The 23,740-nt window shown below is 53.5% G+C and carries 18 protein-coding genes and 1 tRNA gene; 4 read left to right on the top strand and 15 right to left on the bottom strand.

Features of this window, described 5'->3' with window-relative positions; all coding sequences use genetic code 11:
- Positions 1–277 precede the first annotated feature (277 nt).
- The 3 genes from H7F08_RS10485 (at position 278) to H7F08_RS10475 (ending at position 4,520) form a co-directional block, all read left to right on the top strand.
- Entirely contained in the window at positions 278–2,476 is a 2,199-nt protein-coding gene (locus tag H7F08_RS10485; RefSeq protein WP_193640538.1) for a peptidase domain-containing ABC transporter, read from the top strand.
- Between the two features lie 98 nt (positions 2,477–2,574).
- Positions 2,575–3,948: a TolC family protein gene (locus H7F08_RS10480; protein ID WP_193640537.1), complete on the top strand. Its 1,374-nt coding sequence runs from the start codon at positions 2,575–2,577 to the stop codon at positions 3,946–3,948.
- 413 nt (positions 3,949–4,361) lie between these two features.
- Positions 4,362–4,520 carry a hypothetical protein gene (locus H7F08_RS10475; RefSeq protein WP_193640536.1) on the top strand — a complete coding sequence of 53 codons (159 nt, stop codon included), beginning with the start codon at positions 4,362–4,364 and terminating at the stop codon, positions 4,518–4,520.
- Positions 4,521–4,872: 352 nt separating this feature from the next.
- On the opposite strand, the gene purL is transcribed toward H7F08_RS10475, so the two are convergent.
- The 5 genes from purL to dapA are packed head-to-tail and all read right to left on the bottom strand — an operon-like array spanning position 4,873 to position 12,828.
- Entirely contained in the window at positions 4,873–8,733 is a 3,861-nt protein-coding gene (gene purL, locus H7F08_RS10470) for a phosphoribosylformylglycinamidine synthase (protein ID WP_193640535.1), read from the bottom strand.
- Positions 8,734–8,779: 46 nt separating this feature from the next.
- The gene (purC, locus tag H7F08_RS10465) at positions 8,780–9,490 is read right to left on the bottom strand and encodes a phosphoribosylaminoimidazolesuccinocarboxamide synthase (protein ID WP_075323172.1); all 711 of its coding nucleotides are present in this window, start codon (positions 9,488–9,490) and stop codon (positions 8,780–8,782) included.
- The gene (gene purB / locus H7F08_RS10460; protein WP_193640534.1) at positions 9,487–10,794 is read right to left on the bottom strand and encodes an adenylosuccinate lyase; all 1,308 of its coding nucleotides are present in this window, start codon (positions 10,792–10,794) and stop codon (positions 9,487–9,489) included. Before purB ends, purC begins: the two co-directional genes overlap by 4 nt.
- Positions 10,791–11,915 carry an outer membrane protein assembly factor BamC gene (gene bamC, locus H7F08_RS10455; protein WP_193640533.1) on the bottom strand — a complete coding sequence of 375 codons (1,125 nt, stop codon included), beginning with the start codon at positions 11,913–11,915 and terminating at the stop codon, positions 10,791–10,793. The genes purB and bamC overlap by 4 nt, the downstream gene beginning before the upstream one ends.
- A 37-nt stretch (positions 11,916–11,952) precedes the next feature.
- Positions 11,953–12,828 carry a 4-hydroxy-tetrahydrodipicolinate synthase gene (gene dapA / locus H7F08_RS10450; RefSeq protein ID WP_031572229.1) on the bottom strand — a complete coding sequence of 292 codons (876 nt, stop codon included), beginning with the start codon at positions 12,826–12,828 and terminating at the stop codon, positions 11,953–11,955.
- Between the two features lie 316 nt (positions 12,829–13,144).
- Here dapA and H7F08_RS10445 point away from each other — a divergent pair, with 316 nt between their 5' ends.
- Complete coding sequence (locus H7F08_RS10445) at positions 13,145–14,386, top strand: HD-GYP domain-containing protein (RefSeq protein ID WP_215882254.1); 1,242 nt, start codon at positions 13,145–13,147, stop codon at positions 14,384–14,386.
- 40 nt (positions 14,387–14,426) lie between these two features.
- Here H7F08_RS10445 and H7F08_RS10440 read toward each other — a convergent pair.
- The 10 genes from H7F08_RS10440 to H7F08_RS10395 all read right to left on the bottom strand — a co-directional run bounded on the left by H7F08_RS10440 (position 14,427) and on the right by H7F08_RS10395 (position 23,578).
- Positions 14,427–14,502, bottom strand: a tRNA-Glu gene (locus H7F08_RS10440).
- 49 nt (positions 14,503–14,551) lie between these two features.
- A complete protein-coding gene (trhA, locus tag H7F08_RS10435) occupies positions 14,552–15,211 on the bottom strand; it encodes a PAQR family membrane homeostasis protein TrhA (protein ID WP_226831487.1) in 660 nt (219 codons plus the stop codon).
- A gap of 72 nt (positions 15,212–15,283) precedes the next feature.
- The gene (locus H7F08_RS10430) at positions 15,284–16,183 is read right to left on the bottom strand and encodes an N-acetylmuramoyl-L-alanine amidase (protein ID WP_193640530.1); all 900 of its coding nucleotides are present in this window, start codon (positions 16,181–16,183) and stop codon (positions 15,284–15,286) included.
- Between the two features lie 200 nt (positions 16,184–16,383).
- Positions 16,384–16,818 carry a thioredoxin TrxC gene (gene trxC / locus H7F08_RS10425; protein WP_142087257.1) on the bottom strand — a complete coding sequence of 145 codons (435 nt, stop codon included), beginning with the start codon at positions 16,816–16,818 and terminating at the stop codon, positions 16,384–16,386.
- A 26-nt stretch (positions 16,819–16,844) separates the two neighbouring features.
- Positions 16,845–17,123, bottom strand: coding sequence for a glutaredoxin 3 (gene grxC / locus H7F08_RS10420; RefSeq protein ID WP_010637355.1), 279 nt, complete (start codon positions 17,121–17,123; stop codon positions 16,845–16,847).
- A complete protein-coding gene (locus H7F08_RS10415) occupies positions 17,120–17,545 on the bottom strand; it encodes a rhodanese-like domain-containing protein (RefSeq protein ID WP_010637353.1) in 426 nt (141 codons plus the stop codon). The genes grxC and H7F08_RS10415 overlap by 4 nt, the downstream gene beginning before the upstream one ends.
- 3 nt (positions 17,546–17,548) lie before the next feature.
- Positions 17,549–17,770: a DUF2892 domain-containing protein gene (locus H7F08_RS10410; protein ID WP_010637351.1), complete on the bottom strand. Its 222-nt coding sequence runs from the start codon at positions 17,768–17,770 to the stop codon at positions 17,549–17,551.
- 6 nt (positions 17,771–17,776) lie between these two features.
- A complete protein-coding gene (locus H7F08_RS10405; protein ID WP_193640529.1) occupies positions 17,777–21,079 on the bottom strand; it encodes an efflux RND transporter permease subunit in 3,303 nt (1,100 codons plus the stop codon).
- Positions 21,072–22,151: an efflux RND transporter periplasmic adaptor subunit gene (locus H7F08_RS10400; protein ID WP_193640528.1), complete on the bottom strand. Its 1,080-nt coding sequence runs from the start codon at positions 22,149–22,151 to the stop codon at positions 21,072–21,074. Before H7F08_RS10400 ends, H7F08_RS10405 begins: the two co-directional genes overlap by 8 nt.
- Complete coding sequence (locus tag H7F08_RS10395; RefSeq protein WP_142087262.1) at positions 22,151–23,578, bottom strand: TolC family protein; 1,428 nt, start codon at positions 23,576–23,578, stop codon at positions 22,151–22,153. The genes H7F08_RS10400 and H7F08_RS10395 overlap by 1 nt, the downstream gene beginning before the upstream one ends.
- Positions 23,579–23,740: the final 162 nt, after the last annotated feature.

Raw genomic sequence — 23,740 nt, 5'->3', positions numbered from 1 at the left:
ATACGGGACAACTCGGACCGCTCTTCGCTGGTTAAAGTGACTGTGGGCGCAACTCGCAAGGCTCGACTCCATTCATACCCTCAACATGGAGCTATTTTATCATCATTAACCTTAAGGTTCACCAAGAATGCAACACTACACTAGTACACGCCGAAATTCCCTTAGGCCACCTGCGGTTGATTCAATGGGTTTTCGAACCCCTGCGCGGATTTCAGCGCAATTTCTTTTTTCAGCACAAGATTGTTCATCCTCATTCGCATAGGGCAGAGCCACCATCATGAAAATTGCGCAGGAAATACTTGCGGATCTGCGCTTCGGGTTTCGTCGTAATGTCCCTATGATCCAGCAATCCGAAACTGCCGAATGTGGCTTGGCCTGCCTGGCCATGATTGCCGGTTATCATGGCTATGCCATTGATCTTCCTAGCCTGCGCAGGCGTTTCGGCAGCTCTCTCAAGGGCGTCAATCTTAGCCAGTTGATACGGATGGCTGCAGCCCTACGGTTGGAATGCCGAGCATTACGGTTGGAACCACAAGATGTTTCCAAACTAAGAATGCCTTGCCTGCTGCATTGGCAGGACAATCACTTTGTTGTCCTGGTGGCTGTCCATCGACAGCATGTGGTGATTCATGATCCGGCACGGGGTATGCGTGTGCTAACCAAGGGAGAGTTTACCGAAGGTTTTGCGGGAGTGGCTATGGAATTGACACCTGCTGCCAATTTTCAGCCAGCTGAACAAAAAGTGTCAATTTCCCTGCCAGCCCTAACGGGACCTGTGCATGGCCTTCGTGGTGCTTTAATGCGCATTTTTATTTTAGCATTTATTTTGGAACTGCTAGGTATTCTCGGCCCTTTTTACATGCAATGGATAATTGATGAGGTGCTGGTCATCAATGATTATCATTTGCTAACTCTGCTCGGTATTGTCTATTTGTCGGCAACCGTATTTTCCGCGCTGTTTTCTGGCCTGCGCTCCTGGGTAGTCATCCATATCAATGCCACACTAGGCGTGCAGTGGGCGGCCAATGTGTTCGCGCATCTGATGCGCCTGCCACAGGATTTTTTCGAAAAACGCCAAATTGGTGATCTGGTCTCTCGTTATGGAGCGATTCAAGAAATTCGCAACACCATCACGACTAAATTGGTTTCGGCCAGCCTGGATGGTCTTCTAAGTGTGGCTATTCTGGTAGTCATTGCCATCTACAGTCTGCGACTTACTGCCATCGTGTTGGTCGTGTTTGCGCTATATCTCCTCCTGCGTTGGATGGTGTTCTATCCATTGCGGGCTGCGACAGAGCGTCGGATTTTCGCTGCAGCCCGACAGCAAACCTACTTGCTGGAATCCATACGTGGAATTCAGACCCTAAAGCTGTTCAATCGAGAAACGGAACGAAGTGCCATATTCAGCAATTTATTGGTGGAAACCACCAATCAGAATATACGCGTTCAGCAATTGACCTCGCTTTTTGATGTCGCGCAAAAGTTTCTGATCGGGATCGGTCACGTTGTAATTATCTGGATTGCCACACTGATGGTGATGCACACAGAATTCACAGTGGGTATGTTAGTAGCATATGCCACCTATGCAAGCCAGTTTATGAGCCGAGGCGATGGGCTAATCAATGCCTGGATTGAATTCCGCATGTTACGCCTTTACGGAGAACGCTTGGCAGATATCGCTTTGACACCACCTGAAGCCCATCGCGAAGCCACTTACCTGGGTGCAGAACCCAAGGCGGAGCTTGATCTAGAAGGCATTCATTACCGATACGCCGAAACTGATCAATGGATTTTACAGAATCTGTTCCTGCACGTCGAAGCAGGGTCGTCGATTGCCATCATCGGCCCCTCTGGAAATGGCAAGACCACGCTGGTGAAAGTTCTTTTAGGACTAGTAACCCCCGAACAAGGCACGATTTGCTATGGTGGTGTGGACCTGAGGCACCTAGGTTTGCAGCGCTATCGAAGCTATATTAGCGCCGTCATGCAATCCGACCGGCTGTTTGCTGGAAGCATCGCAAACAACATCGCTTTCGCAAATCCTGATACGCCGCTGGAGAAAATTATTGAAGCGGCGTGTTTGGCTGGCATTCACGCAGAAATCAGCGCAATGACCATGGGCTACGAGACATTGGTAGGGGACATGGGATCCACCTTGTCTGGGGGCCAACAACAACGGATATTTCTGGCTCGTGCCCTGCTAGCTAAACCACGTATTCTGGTCCTTGATGAAGCCACAAGTCACCTGGACCCGGCCACAGAAAAGCAAGTCAATGCTCATATCCGCGATCTACAGATTACCCGGATTGTTATCGCCCATCGACCAGATACTGTCATGCAATGTGACCGCATCTATCATTTGGGAGAAGGGCATCTTACGGAAATCGATCGGGAAGAATATCGTTTGGCTCTTTGGAATAGCCAACAACCTGTCATAAAGAATCCGGTTGTGACCCCGCCCACTGGTAGAGCATGAAGGCCCGAAGATATATTTTTCCGAAATGGACGATCCGGGCGACCGTATCCGTGTGCGGTTTTTGGCTTTTGCTTTGTAATCTTCCGGCATCTGCGTCCATGATTTATCCCGCCAAAGGCTTTTTTGCCGACCCTTGGGACACGCGCGCACTGGTTCCTCCGGTGGGACAATACCGTGCCGCATCAGGTCCAGTGGTGCATCTACCTGCGGTTCAGATGCCATCGTCAAAGGTGTTGGAACACCTAAAAACCCTCCCAGAACTCACCGCTTGGGCATTGGCCCACAATCCCCAAACATCTGGCGCCTGGGCGAATCTTGAGGCACAGGCCGCAACTCTGGGGTACACCAAAGGACTCTGGTTGCCGATAATCAGCGCACAGATACAAGGACAACGTAACGAAACGCTTTATAGTACATCACTCCTCAATACGCCAGCCCAGAATGGTCTATATAGTTCCCTCAGTTTAAGTGAGGTGCTGTTTAATTTCGGTTACCGCCAAGCCAATGTCAGTGCAGCACATGCTACCGCCTTGGCAGCCCGCTACAGTGCAAATGAAACCCTGCAGACGGTCGCTTTAGATGTCGCCGATGCATATTATGGTCTGGCAGAATCCAAAGCCATTGTGGAAACTTATCAACGAGGGGTACGAGAGGCTCGAATGATTTATCGGTCAACACGCACCCAATACCGTGCTCACCTCAAGGCGATCACGGATGTATATCAAGCCAAGACGGAACTCGCACAGGCACAGGAAGACCTCGCTTCAGCGCAGGGGTCGCTACAGGCTAGCCAGGGACAACTTGCTGAGAGCGTTGGTTTGCCGATCTCCGTGAGGGTTCACATACACCGCCTTAGGCCCCCTAAAGTTCCACATGCACCGATCGTCTCTCATTGGTTGCATCTAGCGTACCATCAAAACCAAGCCATTCGAGCTGACCTGGAAACCATGGCGGCCGCGCGACACAACATTTCCGTAGCCAAATGCCAAGGGCTTCCATCACTATCTCTGGTGGGCAGTCTCGGCAAGAATTTTTTTCAGCAGAACCCAGACCAGGAAAGCTTCTCGGTAGGGCTGCAATTAAATGTACCACTTGACACCAATTTTCAGGCGCAATATCAAGTACAGAAGGCTCGCGCCTTATATCAAGAAGCCCGCGCGCAAGCCCAGCAGGCAATTCAAAATATTTTTCTACAGGTATGGAAGGCTTATTTTCAGTGGCAAAGCAGCTACCGCGCCTATAAGGCTGCACAGTCACAAGTTCAAAATGCGCAAAAAGCCTTATCGGGTATACGTACCCAATATCGGATTGGTCTGGCGAATATCCTCGACCTCGTGACAGCAGAAGAAAATCTTATCAATGCTAGAGTCACAAAATCCGAGCAATTAGCGGCATATTACCAGTTTCAGGCTGAGCTTTATCGTTATGCCGGAGTTGCGTTACTAACAAGGCCATTAAACACCCGACCATAGTGCAATACTACATAGGGCATGAAAGGATTAATGGGCGCAGCTTGACGATGGAAGGACGATAGGTGCTTCGCCGGATGGGGATTCTTCTGCGCAAACAGTTGGGGATAAGCGTGAAGGAATTCGCCAAGGTATCTGGCGCGCACGCTGCGGTCAACAAACCTAAATTCGGCAGTTACTTCTGCTGAAATGACATTATCGATTTGAGAGGAATCACCTTTCACTAATGAATAATTAGGGGAAGAGGTGGCGTCGCGGGTCGGCAATATTGCGGCATTGCAGGGTCACCATAATAGAGCCGCCTTGGGGGCGACGTAATGGTACCACCTGCCGCTTAATTATCTTAATCTCAAATTCTATTGAACCGGTTACCTTCCTCGCTTTTGGAGGGAACCATGAGCAACAGGAGATTTGAGATGTTTACGATTCGTCAGATTTTGGTATGGATGCGCCAAGGCAAAACTGACCGCAGCATTGCCGGTGCTGGAATCATGGGCCGTAATAAATTGAGGTTTTTGCGGCAGCAAGCTGCACAAAGGAACTGGCTGGCTGGGTCCTCGGCAGCCATTACCTGAGGATGCCGAGATGGCGGCAGATCTACAGCGGCCACCAGAAGTGCAACCACCCCAGAGCCTCTCCCGTCTCAGAGAGCATGAGGAACGCATAACTGCGTAGGTGGCTCACGGTATACAAGCATTGAGCTTCTAAATCGCATTATTCGGACAACGCAAAATCAGTAAGTTAAGCCATCTTTGACAAGCGAGTTTTAGAAAACTGAAAAAATGTTTTTCAGTTTTCTATCATCCTGTTACTGGAGCTTGCGAGTCAGATTTGGGAGCAGGATGTCGTAGGTTCGAATCCTATCGCCCCGACCAATTAAAACAGGCACTTGGCACATGCGGCCAAGTGCCTTTGTTTTTATTTACATCAGGATCCCAGCACTTTGCGGGCATTGGTGAATATCTGCATCCACGGCGTCAATTCGCCCCAATCTGCTGGTGCCCAGCTCATTTGCAGGCTACGCACGACCCGCTCGGGATGCGGCATCAAAATGGCAACCCGACCATCTTCATTGCAGAGCCCGGTGATCCCTTCCGGCGATCCGTTGGGGTTGGCCGGATAGTGACGTGCCACTTGCCCCATGGCGTCCACGTAACGCATGGTGACCGGTGCAGGAGACCCTTCGGTGGTACTGTCAAAGTGGGCACGGCCTTCGCCATGGGCGATGACAATCGGTGCATAGGTTCCGGCCATCCCGCTAAACCACAGGGAAGGAGAGTCCAGCACTTCCACCATGGCCAGGCGGGCTTCAAATTGCTCAGAACGATTGCGGGTAAATAATGGCCAATGCCCGGCTCCGGGAATGATTTCCCGCAATTCAGCCATCATCTGGCAGCCATTGCAGACACCCAGGGCCAGGCGCGATTCATCTGCAAAAAACGCCGCAAACTGGTCCAGCAATGCCGAATGAAACAGAATGGACTTGGCCCAACCAGCCCCGGCACCCAGCACATCGCCATAAGAAAAGCCGCCACAAGCTGCCAATGCCTGAAAATCATTGAGGCGATAACGTCCACTAGTCAGATCACTCATGTGGACATCCACAGCCGTGAATCCGGCACGGTGAAAAGCAGCCGCCATTTCAACCTGACCATTGACGCCCTGCTCACGCAAAATGGCCACTTTGGGCTGCACACCCTGCTGAATCATGGGCATCTGCGGACTGAAGGGAACACGGGAGAAAAGCGGAGCTTCCATTGCGGTCGCGGCAGCAAATGCTTCTTTGGCGCATTGCGGATCGTCACGCAACGACGCCATCTGATAGCTGTTTTCAGTCCATGCCTGCAGCAACTCCGCAATGGGTTCGTTCAGTAATACCTGTTCACCCTGCAGTACCCGCAGCTGCCAATGCCCGACATGCACGGTACCAAGGCACTGAGCCCGGGTGTCCAGATCCTTTTCCGCAAAAATGCCCCGCACGGTTTCCCGATCTTTGGCCGCTACCTGAAGCAATACGCCCGGCTCCTCCGCAAACAGGAAAGACCAGACATCGGCCCCGGCAGGCAGCACCATATCCGCTCCGCAACGACTCGCAAATGACATTTCACACAGCGTAGCCCACAGCCCGCCATCGGCACGGTCATGATAGGCGAGCACGAGTTCCTGTTCACGCAAGCTGCATAGCGCCGCAAAAAGTTTACGCAACAGTTCAGGCTGATCCATGTCCGGCGTTTCCGCGCCCATTTGCCCCACTGTCTGGGCGAGGATAGAAGCCCCCAGACGGCCCTGTCCTAAATCAACCAGCCATAAATCCGTCTCTTCCTGGGCCGCCCACTGGGGCGTCCAGGTCTTGCGCAGATCCTGCACGGGCGTAAAAGCCGTAATAATCAGGGAAAGAGGAGAGACGACCGCTTTGTCCTGCCCTTCTTCCTGCCAGAGCGTGCGCATGGACAAGGAGTCTTTTCCCACCGGAATGGCCAGATCCAGGGCAGGACAAACTTCCAGGGCTGCTGCCTTGACGGCATCAAAGAGAGCTGCATCTTCGCCGGGATGATCCACTGCCGCCATCCAGTTGGCCGAGAGCTTGATGTTATCCAGTACCCGCACATCTGCCGCCCAGAGATTGGTCAGTGCTTCAGCAATGGCCAGGCGCGCGCTGGCCACAGGGTTCAGAACTGCCACTGGCGCCCTTTCGCCAATGGCCATCGCCTCACCGTGGGTATTCCAGAAATCTGCTGCAGTCACTCCACAGTCAGCAACCGGCACCTGCCAGGGACCGACCATCTGATCGCGGTGAATCAGGCCCCCCACGCTCCGGTCGCCAATGGTAATCAGAAACTCCTTACTGGCTACCGAGGGATGACGGAGCACCGCATAGGCAGCATCGCGCAAAACCGTTCCAGACAGGTCCAGAGATTGGGTCTGAACCATTTGATGCCGGCTGTTTCTTTCCATGCGCGGCGGACAACCCAGTAGCGCGCTGAGTGCCATATCTACAGGAGTATCCTGCAGGAGCGCATCTTCGACCAGAAGGACATCTTCTTCCACAGCCTCACCCAGTACGGCGTAGGGGCAACGCTCACGCTGACAAATGGCCTCAAAGCGCGGCAAATCCTCTGGAGTAACCGCCAACACATAGCGCTCCTGCGCTTCATTACTCCAGATTTGCATGGGCGACATGGCGGGTTCTTCATTAGGTATCGTGCGCAACTGCAGGCGCCCGCCCCGACCCCCATCATGTAATAACTCGGGAACGGCGTTGGATAATCCACCGGCACCCACATCATGAATGGAGAGGATGGGGGAATCCTGGCCCAAAGCCACGCAGCGTTCAATCACTTCCTGGGCCCGCCGTTGCATTTCAGGATTACCCCGTTGCACCGAGGCAAAATCCAGTTGTTCATCGCCCGATCCGCTGGCCACACTGGAAGCGGCACCGCCACCCAGACCGATGAGCATAGCCGGACCACCAATCACCAACACTTTCGCGCCGATCGGCAAAGGCTGTTTTTCCACCATCTGCGGGCGGATTTGCCCCAACCCTCCGGCCAGCATGATGGGCTTGTGGTAACCGCGATGCACCCCATCGTGATCACACTCAAAAACCCGGAAATAACCGGCAATGGCCGGACGTCCAAATTCATTGTTGAAAGCAGCCGCACCCAGCGGTCCACCGCGCATGATTTCCAGAGCGGAACGAATCCGCGCCGGCTTTCCATAAAAAGGCTGTTCCCAGGACTGGGTATAACCCGGAATACGCAGATGAGATACCGAGAACCCGGTCAGACCCGCCTTGGGTTTGCCGCCCCGCCCCGTGGCCCCTTCATCCCGAATTTCCCCACCACTGCCCGTGGCCGCGCCCGGAAAGGGAGAAATGGCCGTTGGATGATTGTGGGTTTCCACCTTCATCAAAATGGCGGTGTTTTCTTCCGTTGGCCGATACTGACCGTCGGCAGCCACGGCAAAGGGCTGACTGGTCATGATACTCGCCATGACTGCTGCGTTGTCCTTGTAGGCAGATAAAGTGCCTTGCGGATTCAGGCGATGGGTTTCACGGATCATGCCAAACAGACTCTGGGACTGATTTTCGCCATCCAGATGGTAGTGGGCGTTAAATACCTTATGGCGACAATGCTCGGAATTCGCCTGGGCAAACATCATCAGTTCGGCATCACTGGGATCTCGGCCCAAATCTGAAAAATAATCCTTCAGGTAATCCAGTTCAGCAGGAGACAACGCCAGTCCCATGCTGCGATTGGCTTCAGTCAAGGCCGTCATGCCCTCTGCCTGCAGCGCCACCCGCCGCAAATGTGCCGGCTCGGGGTGCTTGAAAATGGCCTCGGCTGCATCCCAGTCAGAAAGCACAGATTCGGTCATGGGATCATGAAGCTGCCGACGGATTTGCTCCATTTCTGTCGTGCTGAAAATACCCACTCCGGCACGCATCAGCGTATAGGACACACCGCGCTCGACCCTGCGGACGTTGCCAAGCCCGCAATGCCGGAAAATTTCGCTGGCTTTGCTCGACCAGGGAGAAATGGTACCCAGGCGCGGCAACACGCAAATTTCCTGAATTCCATCCTGGGACTCTTCGGTAAATGGCGTTCCATAGTGCAGCAGAGCGGTGACCACACCAGTTTGTTCGGCGTTGAGGGCTTCACTCAGGTCAAGCAGATGCACAAAGCGCGCATTCAGATAAGCAACCGGAAGGTCCGCTTCTTGCAGGAGTTTCAGCAGATGTTGCAGACGAAAGGCAGAAAGGGCCGCAGAGCCGCGCAGCAGCAGCATGAAGTGTTTCCTCGCTTAAAAATCAGACCTGGAACCGATAATAAACTTAAAGGGGCACACCCAGACGTTGGGCTACTTCCAGATAGGCTTCCACCACCCCGCCGAGATTACGCCGGAAGCGATCCTTATCCATTTTTTCCAGACTTTGGGCATCCCATAATCGACAACCGTCGGGGCTGAATTCATCACCCAGATATAATTCGCCGTGAAAACGTCCAAATTCCAGCTTGAAATCCACCAGAATCAGGTTGGCTTTGGCAAACAAAGCCTTCAATAACGTATTTACGCGCATGGTCCAGCGCCGCATGGCTTCCACCTCTTCTGCACTGGCCCAACCAAAGGTGCGAATATGTGCGGTGTTGATCATGGGATCATGCAAGGCGTCATTTTTCAGAAAAAACTCCAGAGTCGGGGGTTCCAGTATCCGTCCTTCCTCAATACCCAGTCGCTTCGTTAAAGAGCCTGCAGCACGATTGCGAACCACGCATTCCACCGGAATCATTTCCAGGCGGCGCACCAGACTTTCGCGCGCATCCAGACGCCGGATAAAATGGGTCGGCACGCCCTCGGATTGCAGGTACTCCATGATAAAAGCATTGAAAGCATTATTGACCTCGCCCTTGCGGGCAAGCTGCTCGACTTTTTCTCCATCAAAAGCCGAAGTGTCATCCTTGAAGTGCAGAATCAGCTCATCTTCCACGCTGCTGGCATAAACAATTTTGGCCTTACCTTCGTACAACGCCTGACGTTCACTCATTGCGGCTGTCCTTTCGGAAAGACCCGCGCAAAGATGCGATCAATGTTGCGGGTGTGGTAAGCAAGATCAAACAATTCTGCCAGGTCATTTTCCTGCAGATACTGCGAAACATCTGGATCCGCAGCCAGCAGCGCCTTGAAATCGGCATTATTTTCCCAAACCTGCATGGCATTGCGCTGGACGACACGGTAAGCGTTTTCCCGCAACATGCCCTTGGCCGTCAAAGCCAGCAATACCCGTTGAGAGAAAATCAGACCATGCATTTTATTCAGGTTATCCATCATATGCTGAGGATAAACCACCAGTTTTTCCAGCAACCCACTGGCCCGGTGGAACATGAAATCCATGACAATGCAGGCATCCGGGCCAATAACCCGCTCCACACTGGAATGGGAAATATCCCGCTCATGCCAGAGGGCAATGTCTTCCAGCGCCATGCTGGCATAGCCGCGCAGCAGGCGCGCCAAGCCGGTAAGATTTTCGGAAAGAATGGGATTGCGCTTGTGCGGCATGGCGGAACTGCCCTTCTGCCCTGCTGTAAACGGTTCTTCGGCTTCCAGGACTTCCGTACGCTGCAGATGCCGGATTTCCACCGCGATTTTCTCGATGGAACCGGCGATGATGGCGAGAGTATTGAAAAACTCGGCATGACGATCACGGGAGATCACCTGGGTGCTGGCCAGCTCCGGGCTGAGGCCCAACTCCCGGCAAACCGCTTCTTCTATGTCCGGGTCGATATTGGCAAAAGTACCCACCGCTCCGGACAGCATTCCCGCAGAAACTGCCGCAATGGCACGCTGCAGACGCTGGTGATTACGCTGCGCCTCGGCATACCAGACCGCCACTTTCAGACCAAAAGTAATGGGCTCGGCATGAATGCCGTGAGAACGGCCCATCATGACCGTATCCTTGTATTTCCAGGCGAGTTGCTCCAGCGCGGCACAAACCCGCTCCATGCCTTTCAGGAGCAGTTCACCGGAGCGCTTGAGCTGCAAGCCGAACCCCGTATCCACCACATCTGAGGAAGTGAGTCCCACGTGAATAAAGCGACTGGAAGGCCCCACAAATTCTGCCACGGAGGTCAAAAATGCAATGACGTCATGCTTCACTTCCAGCTCGATTTCAGCAATGCGGGCACTGTCAAAAGCCGCCTTTGCTGCAATTTCTGCCAGGGCCTCGGCCGGGATCTCGCCACGCGCAGCCAGAGCGCGACAGGCGGCCAGCTCGACATCCAGCCACGCCTGATATTTAGCGTCCTGAGTCCATAAGGCACCCATTTCCGGGCGCGTATAACGCTCAATCATGCATTACCCCCGGATTGCGGGGTCAGGGCCGTCTGCAACTTGTTGAGCAGTTCCACCGACCACTTGGGTGCTGTTTTACCCACCCCCGGCTCGGTTTCCAGAACGCTACCGGAGTTGTCTTTCATGGCCAGCAGGCGGACCCGCACCGAAACCGGCTCCTGATCTTTCGGGCTGCTCCAGATAGCCTTGATGCTGTCCCAGGTACGGTTCAGAATCCCGCCCACAAAACCCTGCTTTTGCCGGGCCTGCTTACCGCCTTCATGAATCATCACCGACCAATCCCCCATTCCTTCGCTGCGAACTGGATAACCCAGGCCTTGCAGGGCCACCTCAACGGCTGGTTGGGCTTTGGCAGGAACCGCATTCAGAACCAGATAAGGACCACCATCATCCCGATAGCGCGTCACCTTGATTTTGGGCATTTCTGCCAGCAGCACCGACTGGCTCAGACGCTTCTGCACAGCCTGCAGCAAGTCGCGATTATGATCGGCATCGGCAGGGACTTTTTTCCATTCCACCGAACTGCCCTGGGGGTTATTCCAGTAACGCTCCTGCTGGATACTTAAAACCTGATTACCATCGGTGGCGGTCTGCAAATGAAAAGCATAGCGTTCACGATGTGAAGGCGCCAGGGTATTGCCGAAAAAGGCCGAAATACCGGTACGGAAATTATGCCAGCCAGTCACCAGTTCACCCTGCTCCGGCGCAAATTTTTCGATAGGGGTCTTGCTGGCTGCCAGGGTTTCCTTGACTGCAGCCCATATCTGCTCAGGTTTGGCCTGCGTCGTCAGGCTCAGATCTGCACCGCTACCGACAATTTGCGAACTGACCCCGGCCAACGGTTTTTCTTCTATGGGCATTTGGCCGGGCGCTTCACGCGGCTGGAAAACCCCATATCCGCCCATGGTGCTATCCGACACGCTAGCAGGATTTACAGGTCCTCCTGGAATAGTCACTCCCGGCGCCGGGACCTGCGCCAGCAGGTCCGGCGGAACGGCCAAGGGTTTCATCACCTGCGAATCTTCATACTTCGGACCCGTACTTGTATGCAGGAAAGGAATATACGAACACCCTCCCAAACCCAGACTGGCAACCACGGCAAGAGCAACATAACGGCGCATGCAAAACCCCACTAAACGCGACAGAGCGCGAAAAAAATCAAAGACAATGCGCTGCGTGCAAACTGCTGCGCAGACGCTCGTGATACATTTCGGACAACGGAGTCAGGGGCAATCGCAACGCCGGTCCCACTCTTCCCATTTCCTGCAAGGCCCATTTCACCGGGATGGGATTGGACTCTACGAACAAGTCACGATGCAGACCCAGCAACTGAGCGTTTACCGCCCTGGCGGCCACAAACTCCCCTGCCAGCGCCAGATTGCACATTTCAGCCATGAGGCGCGGGGCGACATTGGCCGTCACGGAAATGACCCCTCTGGCCCCCAAAGACATGGCCGCCAAGGCCGCCGCATCATCTCCGGTATACACTTCAACCTGATCACCACACTGATGGAGGATTTCGGCCACCCGCTCGACTTTACCACTGGCTTCCTTGATACCCACCACACAGGCGCGCGGCGCCAGGCGGGCCACAGTTTCCGGGAGAATGTCTCCCGCCGTGCGACCGGGCACATTATAAAGGATCATAGGAAAATGGCAGGCCTCGGCAATAGCCGTATAATGCTGAAAAAGCCCCTCCTGAGTCGGTTTGTTATAGTAGGGGGAAACCAGAAGCGCCGCATCTGCCTTGGCTTCCATGGCCGCTTTGGTCAGACTGATGGCTTCATGGGTGGCATTGGCACCGGTTCCGGCAATGACGGGTATCCGCCCCTTGACCTGCTCAACGACGCTTCGAATCACCGTAACATGTTCTTTCATTTCCAAGGTGGCAGATTCACCGGTGGTACCAACAGCTACCAGCGCATGCGTGCCTTCACTGATATGCCACTCCACTAAATCCCGCAATGCCTTATCGTCCACAGCGCCATCTGCGCGCATGGGCGTCACCAAAGCTACCATACTGCCGTGAAACATGATTTTTATGCTCCCGCTCTTACGCGTTCCATTTCTGCATGGGATGGTACTTGCCCGACAGAGGGCTGGCAAGGCAAAGGGATCAATTGGCTGGCTGACCCCGCGTCATAACCAACTCCATAACACTCTATTCCAGACAGTCTTGATGCATCTGTACCTCAGTATGGATGCCCGTTAAAATACAAAGCTTATGAAAAACTTTGCTCAACATGAATCAACCGCCTCACTCGCAGAAATTGTGGGTGCCATAAGCTTCGCATTGGATCTAACCGAGGGGCAGCCAGCCGGCCATTCTTTGCGCTGCACCTGGATTGCCATGCATATCGGTCGTGAATTACGGCTTGACGATACTGCCTTAACCGACCTGTACTACTCGGTATTACTGAAAGACGCCGGTTGCAGCAGTAACGCCGCGCGTCTGTGGGAGCTTTATGGCACCGATGAAAGACTGGTCAAAAAAGACTACAAGCTGGTAGACAATCAGAATTTTTTGCAGCTAGCCAAATTTGTGTTTCGTCACGTTGGTCAACATGAGGATATTCTGGGAAAAATGCGTCGTGTTGTGCATCTTGGCAGCAAAGGAGAAGAACTGGCGACAGAACTGGTTCAAACCCGCTGTGAACGTGGATCCAATATAGCGCTAAAATTAGGTTTCAACGCAAAGGTTGCCGAAAGCATCAAGAGTCTTGACGAGCACTGGAACGGTAAAGGGCGTCCGGAAGGCTTAAAAGGCAACCAGATTCCATTGTTTTCACAAATAGCCCTGATTTCTCAGGTCATAGATATTTTCTACAAGACAGGATCACGCCATGACGTCCATAAAGAGCTGCGTCAACGTCAGGGAACTTGGTTTAATCCTGAGATAGTAAAAGCTTTTCAGGCACTTTATCGGACCGATGGGTTTTGGGAAGGACTTAAGGATGAAGGGATTGAGTCACGCGTCAGCGCCCTGGAACCCGTATCCTGCAGAACATTTATTGACGAGGACAGATTAGATCATATTGCAGAGGTTTTTGCTTCCATAGTCGATATAAAAAGCCCCTATACACATGATCATAGTCGTCGGGTAAGCCTTTACACTGACGGAATTGCGGAACAAATGGGGTTCACCCCAGAGCATCGACGCTGGTTGCGACGTGGTGCGTTATTGCACGATGTAGGAAAGCTTGGCGTCAGTAATCATATCCTCGACAAACCCGGCAAACTGGATGATCAGGAATGGGAAGCGGTTCGGATTCATGCCGGATTAACCAAGGATGTTCTGCAAAGAATTTTTCATTTTCAGGATATAGCTGCTATTGCCGGCGCCCATCATGAACGCCTGGATGGAATGGGATACCCCTTAGGCTTGCATGCAAAGGATATTTCCCTTGAAACCAAAATCATCACCACCGCTGACATTTTTGATGCAATCACTGCCAAAAGACCCTATCGCGACGCAGTACCTGTTGCCCGCACTCTGGAAATCATGGAACAGGAAGTGGGAAAAGCCATTGACCCAAATTGTTTAATGGCGTTACGAAGCTGTCTGCCTTCATGGTCATTTCTGCAACAATAGCCAGCAGATCAGCCAGTATAATTTTCACTGAGACGGTAACTGGTGCTCCCAAGGGGGTTCGAACCCCTGTTACCGACGTGAGAGGCCAGTGTCCTAGACCGCTAGACGATGGGAGCAGGGCCACAGATTATAAGGATCCACCGAATAATAGCAAGTATAATCAGGTCAACCCGCAAACTGCAGGATAGCCCAGAATTGCAGAGCCGTACCGGCAATGACAAAAATATGCCAGATCGAATGGAAGTATTTACGTTGATCCAACAGAAAGAAAACAACTCCCAGCGTATAAGCGGCACCACCACCCAGCAACAGCCACAAAAACCAGCCTGGAGAGGCGCGATACAAAGGCAGCACCGCAAACACTGCCATCCAACCCATCAGCAAATAGAGCATCAAAGACAGGGTATAAAAGCGCTTTCCGGTGAACACCAACAGTAAAATACCCACCAACGCCAGCACCCATTCCAGCATCAGAAGAATCATCCCCCAGACATCGTGCAAAACCATCAGGGTCACGGGCGTATAGGTGCCGGCAATCAACAGGTAAATGGCCGAACGATCCACCCATTGAAAAAACAGTTTGGCGGGTCCCTGTGGCAGCAAATGATAAATGGTGGATGCAGCATATAAAATCAGGATGGTAGTCACAAATACCGAAACACTGACAATGGCCAGCGCCTTACTGTGCAACACCGCTCCCAGCAACCAGATAATAAATATCAGCAGCGCACCCATGGCTCCTGCGCCATGCAAGAGTCCATTAATCCACTCTTCTAGCCGCGTCTGATTTCTTTCTGTCTGGGGTTCTGCCTGAGAATACTGCAATGTCCACCTATGGTTCTGTCGGCCAACTGCTTAGTTATATCACTTGCCCGTAAAACTGCACAGAACCTGATCTCAAGCACTCATGATCGGAACACGCAGATGGGTGCCTGCTGGCTCTTCACCATGGGGGAGATTATTGGCGAGGCGGAGCGCTTCAACACTGAGGCCATACCGTCGCGCGACTTCCGAGAGAGTTTCATGATGACCCAGAATATGATTAGCCGATGACCAACAGCTATCAGCAGGTGGTGCCTTCACAAAGTGGGCAACAATAGCATCGTGCATACTGCGCGCAAGGGTCTGACGAAATTCCGGGTCACGCAGTCGCTGTTCTTCCTGCGGGTTGGAAATAAAGGCGGTCTCGACCAACATGGAAGGCACATCGGGCGCACGCAACACCACAAAATTAGCATGTTGCACGGCCGCATTATGCAGCCCTTCCACCCCCACCAGCCCGCGAATCATCACATCTGCTGCCGCTGCCGCTGCATTCATGGCCGCCGTCTGGGTCATATTGATTAATACTTCATTGAGCATGGGATTGGGACTGCCTCCAGATAACTTGCTCAGTAAGGGGTCTGCTGCATTTTGGGTTTTCGCCAGCCAGCGCGCTGCGGCATTACTGGCGCCCTTCCCTGACAACGCCCAGACCGTGGAACCCCGTACGTCGGGGTCAGGAAAAGCATCCGCATGAATGGAAATAAACAGATCGGCCCGATGTTGTGAACCCAGATGCATACGCGACATCAGCGGAATATATTGATCCGTATGCCGGGTCATGACGACCTGTATCCCCGGAGTTTCGCGCAAACGTTGGGCCAGAGTAAGGCCGACGTCGAGCACCACGTCTTTTTCCCGGGTGCCACGCAAACCAACCGCACCAGGGTCGTGGCCCCCATGACCGGGATCCAGGCAAACCACAATGGGACGTTCTTTCGATCGGCTGCGCAGGAAATTGCCCGCATCCGCCATTTTCCAGGTTCCGAGCAGAGCTCCACCCAGAACTAACTGCCGAAGAAATTGACGCCGATTGGAATAAGTTCTGGATGAATCACACACAACACGCCCCCAACTTATTTTAAAATCTCAAGTTATAGAGGTAATTTAGTGTTTATTCGAAAGAAGTCAAGACAGATAATGATGGCTTGCACCTTTACTGAAAGAATTCTGATCTAGACACCCTGAGCAGCAAGCCAGCGCTGAATATCCGCAGCGCCCATGGCACCACTGACCCGCGCGTGTTCCTTACCAATTTTGAAAAGAACCATGCTGGGAATAGAGCGGATCTGGAAACGCGCCCCCAAGGACTGTTCTTCTTCCGTATTAACCTTGGCAAAAAGCACGCGACCACGCAAAGTTCGTCCAGCCTGCTCAAACTGCGGGGCCATACTGCGGCATGGACCACACCAGGGGGCCCAAAAATCTACCAATACGGGTAATTCATTTTTCTGGATGTAGGTATTGAAGCTTGCAGCAGCCAGATTAACCGGGTGGTCGGGCAAGATTTCAGCATGACACTTGCCGCATTTGGCTTTGTCACCCAGACGCTCCTGCGGCACCCGATTCAGGCTTCCACAGGAAGGACAAACTACCATCAATCCCTTCATTTTCTCCTCCAAATCCGCCTCGCCGGCTATTCCTGGGGTGCAGACTGCAGGAGAGCGTCCAGAGCCCCACGATGATTCAGGGCCGCCAGATCATCAGAACCACCCACATGCTGACCATTAATGAAAATCTGCGGTACGGTGTGCCTTCCGTGGGCGCGCTGCTGCATTTCCCGACGTAAAGCCGGGTTGTGGTCCACCCGAATAATTTGTGGATTGACGCCCTTACTCCGCAGCAGGGCCTCTGCGCGATGGCAATAGGGGCAAGTCCCCGTAGCATACATCAACACTTCGGCTGCTACTTTCATTTTTCGACCGGTAATCCAGCACCCCGCCAGGCACTAATACCACCCTTGAGGCTGTAGATTTTATCAAATCCCGCTTTTTTCAGGCTCGCAGCAGCCCGCGCCGAACGCATTCCGCTGGCACACTGGCAAATAACATGATGACCACGATGTTTTTCCAAATCTTTCATGTATTTGGGAAGATCCCCGAGGGGAATATGACGGGCGCCGGGGAGATGCCCCTGAGCCCATTCCTTTTGTTCGCGCACATCAATGACTACAGCTTCTTCGTGGTTAATCAACTGAACCGCCGTTTTCGCATCCACCTCACTGATTCCTGCTGCTTTGCGCGTCAGTGGGCCTTTAAAAATCATGATGATCAAGGCTACTGCTGCCAGTAAAAGCGGCCATTGCGCCTGGACAAAGGTGAGAATTTTGGCTTCCATGAATTATCTCCCGCAGGACCCTGAACCCGGTACGCCCAGCTTCAGTAAAATTTTGTCCAGAGGGCAGAAACAAGTGAAACCGCTCTGCAACAAATTGAAACCGACAAAGAGCGTAAATGCCAGGAACCACTCACTGACGAAAATCGGGCTGGCGGGCGCACCCAAAACCACACTCACCAGAACAAAAAAACCGGCAACCACACGTACCCAACGTTCTGTATTCATTTTCTGTTAAATCCTCTGCGTCTGCTTTTCAAGGCGCCGCTCCCACAAAAAGTATAAAAGCGGAATCACCACTAACGTCAGCAGTGTGGAGGCGAAGGTACCAAAAATCAAGGAAACCGCCAGACCACCAAATACCGGATCGGTCACCATAATGGCCGAGCCGAACATGATAGCCAGAGCCGTCAGCAAAATCGGGCGAAACCGCACTGCCCCCGCCTGCAACACGGCCTCTTCAAGCGCGTAGCCCTGACGCCGATAATCAATAATAAAATCAATTAACAGTAGTGAGTTACGCACCACTACACCGGCCAATGCAATGACACCAATCATGGAAGTTGCGTTAAAGGGCGTATTCAACAACCAGTGCCCGGGAAACACACCAATCAGGGTCATGGGAATGGCGCCCATGACAATGACCGGCATCATAAAAGACTGATAATAAGCCACCAACATCAGATAGATGAACACCAGAGCCACAATGAAAGCGGCACCCAGATCGCGAAACACATCCAGAGTCAGGCGCATATCCCCCCCCCAGAGAATCTGGTAGTGGGTAATATCATCAGGCTGGGCAGGCGTGAAGCCGAGATTGCCAGTGGTCAGATGGACACCGTCAATGTGCTGATCATCCAGCCAGTGATTCAGGCTCAGGACGGCGTACACCGGGCTTGAACCAATCAGATCGCCGGTCACATAGACCACCGTATGTTGGTCCCGATCATAAATCGGTTTGGCCAGAGTGGTTTTCTGGATCTGGACAATACTGGACAAGGCCACCTCTTGCCCCTGACTGTTGCGAATATGCAGATCAAGAATCTGCTGACGCCAGGCACGATCCTGGGGGGGGACCCGCAAAATGATGTCTACCGGTTCCCGCGCTGAAGGATCATGCAAGGCACCGAGCTTGGTGCCCGCAACATAGTCATGTACCAGCTCAGCCACTTGTGCCGGAGCCACCCCTGCGAGCATGGCCTTTTGCCGATCTACGTGAATCCGGTATTCGGGCACAGTCGCCGTGACCGAATCATCCACGTTAATCATGTCATACACTTTCCGGAAGTGCTGCTCTACCGTCCCCGCCAGTTCCCGCAATTTTTGGTAATTCGGGCCATAAAGCTCTGCCACCACCTGGGCACGCACGGGGGGCCCCGGCGGAACCTCAAAAATCTTGATGACGGCCTGGGGGTAACGACTGCGCACACTCTGCAGGGCTTTATACACCTCCACCGCCACCGTATGCGACATGGGGCGCTCATCACGCGGTACCAGATTGATTTGTATCTGGGCGTAATTACTGCCTTCGCGCATCATGTCACCACGTACCAGTCCCGCAAAATCCACCGGAGCAGAACGTCCCAAATACGTCTGGAAGTTTTCTATGCAATGATTATGACTGAGGACATCCCCTACCGCTTGCGTCACCTGACCGGTGGCATCCAATGCAGTACCTGCAGGCGTATCCACCTGAATCATGAAATCACTGACATTACCTTCCGGGAGCATCTTCAAATTGACACCCAAGGCACTGAGGGGGCCATTCATACCCTGAGGACGGACAAACTGCCATAGGGGCATCAACATGGCCAGCAACAGCAATACCACGACAATCAGGAAGAATATATTGCGCCTTCCAGAAGACTTGAGCAGGGGGGTTACCACGCGCAAATAACCCCTTTGTAACGCATCTTGGGGAGCTTGGGTCCCATCCTCATGCTCTGTTTCATGTCCCGCGTGGGAATGGGTATCTGCCGCCTTGGCAGCCTTCTTGCGCAGAAAACGATACGCACCCCAGGGAACTACCGTATAAGCCAACAGCACCGAAGCAATCATGGCAATGGGCACAAAAATGGGGATCGGCAACATGAAAGGACCCATCATGCCGGTCACAAAAGCCATCGGCACAAAAGCCAGAATGACCGCTAACGTAGCGATATTGGTAGGATTACCAATTTCATTGGTGGCATGAATCACGCAGTTGGCAAAACCACCCTTGGCACATCCATGCAAATGACGGTGAATATTTTCAATCACCACAATGCCGCCATCGACCAATAAGCCCAACGATAAAATCAGGGCAAACAGGGTGATGCGGTTGATGGTCTGGCCCAGCAACCAGCCAATGCCCAGTACTGCTCCCAGAGTCAGGGGCACCGTTAAAATGACAATACCGGCTTCCCGCCAACCCAGGAAAATCATCAAGATGATGGCCACCACGCCAACAGCGATGCTGAGATGCTCAAACAGGGTACTCACGGCATCATCAGCCCGGGCACCGTAATCCCGGGTAATGGTGACGTGCACGCCCTCGGGCAGTGCTTCCTGTTCCAGGCGCCCCAGCTTGGCCTTGATGGCATCAGCGACAGTGACCGCATTGGTTCCCGGGCGCTTGGCCAGGGTAATGGTTACTGCCGGCATATTTGTTCCGGCCGGCAGCTGCATGCGATTCGCCAATCCTGCCGTATTGCTGATTGCAGTGTGCCCTTCCGCTGCGCCTTCCTCAATACGTGCTACATTTTTCAGAAAAATGGGTTGGCCATCATGGCTGCCGATAATCACATTACCGACATCTTGCGCCGAACCCAGTGCGCCATTGATGCGCAGAGGAATTTCGTGATTGTCATTGACCAGATGACCACCCGGCAAAATCACATTGTTGCCCTGCAGGGACTTCTGGATATTTTTCAGACTGAGACCGGCACTCGCGAGTTTGGCGGGGTTGAGCCAGACATTGACCGCCTGCCTGCCTCCACCAATAAGGGTAGCATTAGCCACATCGGGCACATTCTGCAATTGATCCATCAAGCGGGTACCCACCTGACGCAAGGCCACCGGCGTCAACTGTGATGTACTTAAAGTCACCGTCATGATGGGAACATCATTGATCCCTATGGACTTGACCAGAGGCTGTTCCGTCCCCGGCGGCATTTTGTCCATATTGCGGCTGAGCTGGTTATACACCTCCAGCAGGCTTTTTTCTTCATTGGCTCCCACCTGGAATTCCACAGTGACAATGCCCATGTCATTCACGGAGTAACCGAAGGTATGATGCACTCCCGGCAGAGAAGCCATCAGCGCTTCCAACGGGCGGATGACTAAATTGTGGATTTCCTCACTGTTGGAACCGGGGCGCATGACGAAAATTTCTGCTGCCGGAACCACAATCTCGGGATTGTAAAGACGCGGGGTCACCATGACCGCCAGAACCCCGAACAGGGCAATGGCAATCATGATGAGCACGGTAATTTTGGATTGATAAAAAGACTGGGCCAACCGTCCGGCCAGATTCATTTTTTGCTGCTGATCAGCCATGGGCTGCTCCGGCCTTGATCTGATCGCCATTGTTGACTGCAGCAAGATTACCCGTCACCACCGTTTCGCCAGCACTCAGGCCGGCCAGAATTTCCACTCCATCCGGAGTTTCCGGACCGGGGCGCACCATCCGGTAATGGGCAATGCCGTGGGCGTCTACAACAAACACACCGGGGATACCGGCACGATCCAGCAAAGCGCTGGCAGGCACTGCAATAATCTTGCGGGCCGCCAGCGGGGCCGCAACGGTCACATAATCTCCTGCCTGGAGATGACTATCGGCGGGCAGACTCAGCTTGACGGTGTGGGCATGGGTCATGGCATCTGCCGCATTGACCATATCCAGCACCGTCGCGGGTATCCGCTGGCCATCCGCAAGCACGCTGAGGGTCTGACCAATTTTCAGGCTGCGGTATAAAGCACTGCCAGCGGCAAAGCGTACTTCCAGTTGACTGGTGTTGGCCAAAGTAAGCACCGGCTGACCCGGCGAGGCCATATCGCCATTTTGGGCCTGTTTATTGATAATGGTTCCGGAAAACGGTGCAGTTACCCGAGCGTAACGCATCTGGGCCTCAGCACTGGCAATGCCCGCACGCGCAGCAGCGGCCCGCGCCTGAGCCATGGCATAGGCCGACTTCACCTGATCCCACTGCTTTTCGGGAATCGCCTGCTGGGCATACAGGGCCTTGAAGCGCTCATAATTGGACCGGGCATTAGTCAGACTGGACTGTGCCTCGGCAAGACCCGCCTGAGCCTGCTGGACCTGGGCCTGCACATCCGTTGGATCGACCTCAAAGAGGAGCTGCCCAGCTTTCACCGCCTGACCTTCGCGTAGATCCAGATGACGAATATAACCACTGAGTCGCGAGCTGATTTGCACCTGCTGGGCAGCAGTCACCGTGCCCGGGACCTGGCTAAAGGCGGCCATGTTCTTCCCTCCAATCTGCATGACCGGAGCACTCACACTGTGATGCACAGCGGGGGTCTGGGGAGGGGATTTACTGCAGGCAGCCAAGCCGGCACTGGCCAAAACAATGGCTGATAGCATGACGGCGCGTTTCAAGGTCAACATCAGGAAGCTCCTTCCACGACGGACACCGGGGCCACGTCGACGATTTCTTGCGGATTCAGTTTACCAATGGCCAGCAGCAGTGCGGCACGCTGGACAGCCTCGGCATAATCGGCCGATACCAGTTCAGCCCGGGATTGATCCAGCTCGGCTTGCCCATGTAACAAGCCGGTAATGGTTTCAACGCCATTTTCATAACGCAGTCGCACCAGACGCTGGGATTCTTCCATTTGCTGAACAGCCAGACGGCGCATTTTGACGCGCAGTGCCGCCTCACGCGCACCGCGCCAGACTTCTGCCACCTGCAAGCGCAGCTTGTCCTGCGCTTCCTGCAAGGCGGCCATAGCCTGCTCGCGTTCGGCCTGCGCCCGATCCATGCCCCCGCCCCGGGAAAAATCCAGCACATTCCAGGTGACTTCGCCGCCAACGGTATAGGAAGGAGCGGCATTACCCAAGGATGTACCGTTCCATTCCTGATTGGCCATGGCGTTCACATGGGGCAGATAGGCTGCACGAGCGACCTGGATACCATCCTGAGCGGCTTTCAATTTGTGGCGTAGCGCGACAATGCCCGCATTTTCTGTCATCGCCTGGCGCTGCAGATCCAGGAGGGAGTGATCAGGTAAGGCGGGTTGTACGGGTTTCCCCACGGATAATGTTTTTTCTTCCGGCCAGCCAATCAGAATAGACAGATTTTCCAGAGCATTAGCATGGTCATTTTCTGCGGTCTGCACTGCCAGCTGAGCTTTTTCCAGATTCACCTCAGCTGCCAGCCAATCGCTTTTGACCAGCACCCCTTTATCCAGAAGCAGTTTGCTGGTTTTGACATAGGACTCAGCGGCCTTCTGGGCTTTATGGGCAACCTGAATGGCGCTTTCAGCCGCAATGACGCTGTCGTAGGCCTGCAAAACCGCAAAAGTCAGCTTTTGCCGAGCCATAATATTACCACTTTGGGCGGCTTCCAGCATGGCGTGGGCCTGGCTCAGGCGCCCCCAGATTTCACCACCATTCCAGATCGGAATTTCCAACTGGAGTTTGGTACCGTAGTTATGATAACTACCCGGCAAATTGAGACCAGCCGGTGCCACATTGAGGCTGTTGGGATTACTGGGATTAAACTGATTCGCGCCAAAATCATTGAAAGTTGCCTGGCGTTGGGACAACTTCATCCCGAAAACGGTCAAGGCATTATTGGACTGGCTGGCAGAAAACGAAGCATTCAGTTTCGGCAGCAGGTGGCCACGCGCCTGGGACACCGCCCCCTTGGCTTCCGCCTGCTCCGCCTTGGCGGCCATCATCTGCGGATTCTGTTTGAGCGCCATGGCCACACACTGGTTAAAATCCACTGCCTGAGCAGATAGGGCAAAAAAAGTTCCTGAGACAGCTATGGCAACGAGCGCCAGGGATTTTTTATAGGGACCGTAATGCATTGATTTCTCCGCCAAACAAAGCCGCCACAAATCAGGTCACGCAGCCATTACCAATTGCTTTTCCTTGCGTTTTCTGAAAACCAGCAGGCACAGGCGGCGGAGTATATCAGAATATCATCATATTCCACAAATGCGCATCAGGCACCGGTTCTTGCTGCCATT

Origin of the sequence: Acidithiobacillus sp. HP-11, assembly GCF_015100075.1 — a bacterium.
GTDB lineage: Bacteria > Pseudomonadota > Gammaproteobacteria > Acidithiobacillales > Acidithiobacillaceae > Acidithiobacillus > Acidithiobacillus thiooxidans.
The sequence above is the reverse complement of the archived record's forward strand: the minus strand, read 5'-3'. Positions and strand labels throughout refer to the sequence as shown.

Coding starts and splice junctions, on each gene's coding strand:
- bamC (WP_193640533.1), bottom strand. CDS start 11,915: ATGCGCCGTTATGTTGCTCTTGCCGTGGTTGCCAGTCTGGGTTTGGGA.
- H7F08_RS10475 (WP_193640536.1), top strand. CDS start 4,362: ATGTTTACGATTCGTCAGATTTTGGTATGGATGCGCCAAGGCAAAACT.
- grxC (WP_010637355.1), bottom strand. CDS start 17,123: ATGAAAGTAGCAGCCGAAGTGTTGATGTATGCTACGGGGACTTGCCCC.
- H7F08_RS10415 (WP_010637353.1), bottom strand. CDS start 17,545: ATGGAAGCCAAAATTCTCACCTTTGTCCAGGCGCAATGGCCGCTTTTA.
- dapA (WP_031572229.1), bottom strand. CDS start 12,828: ATGTTTCACGGCAGTATGGTAGCTTTGGTGACGCCCATGCGCGCAGAT.
- H7F08_RS10445 (WP_215882254.1), top strand. CDS start 13,145: ATGCATATCGGTCGTGAATTACGGCTTGACGATACTGCCTTAACCGAC.
- H7F08_RS10405 (WP_193640529.1), bottom strand. CDS start 21,079: ATGGCTGATCAGCAGCAAAAAATGAATCTGGCCGGACGGTTGGCCCAG.
- purB (WP_193640534.1), bottom strand. CDS start 10,794: ATGATTGAGCGTTATACGCGCCCGGAAATGGGTGCCTTATGGACTCAG.
- H7F08_RS10395 (WP_142087262.1), bottom strand. CDS start 23,578: ATGCATTACGGTCCCTATAAAAAATCCCTGGCGCTCGTTGCCATAGCT.
- H7F08_RS10485 (WP_193640538.1), top strand. CDS start 278: ATGAAAATTGCGCAGGAAATACTTGCGGATCTGCGCTTCGGGTTTCGT.
- purC (WP_075323172.1), bottom strand. CDS start 9,490: ATGAGTGAACGTCAGGCGTTGTACGAAGGTAAGGCCAAAATTGTTTAT.
- H7F08_RS10400 (WP_193640528.1), bottom strand. CDS start 22,151: ATGTTGACCTTGAAACGCGCCGTCATGCTATCAGCCATTGTTTTGGCC.
- H7F08_RS10430 (WP_193640530.1), bottom strand. CDS start 16,183: ATGGCGGATGCGGGCAATTTCCTGCGCAGCCGATCGAAAGAACGTCCC.
- trxC (WP_142087257.1), bottom strand. CDS start 16,818: ATGAAGGGATTGATGGTAGTTTGTCCTTCCTGTGGAAGCCTGAATCGG.
- H7F08_RS10410 (WP_010637351.1), bottom strand. CDS start 17,770: ATGAATACAGAACGTTGGGTACGTGTGGTTGCCGGTTTTTTTGTTCTG.
- purL (WP_193640535.1), bottom strand. CDS start 8,733: ATGCTGCTGCTGCGCGGCTCTGCGGCCCTTTCTGCCTTTCGTCTGCAA.
- H7F08_RS10480 (WP_193640537.1), top strand. CDS start 2,575: ATGATTTATCCCGCCAAAGGCTTTTTTGCCGACCCTTGGGACACGCGC.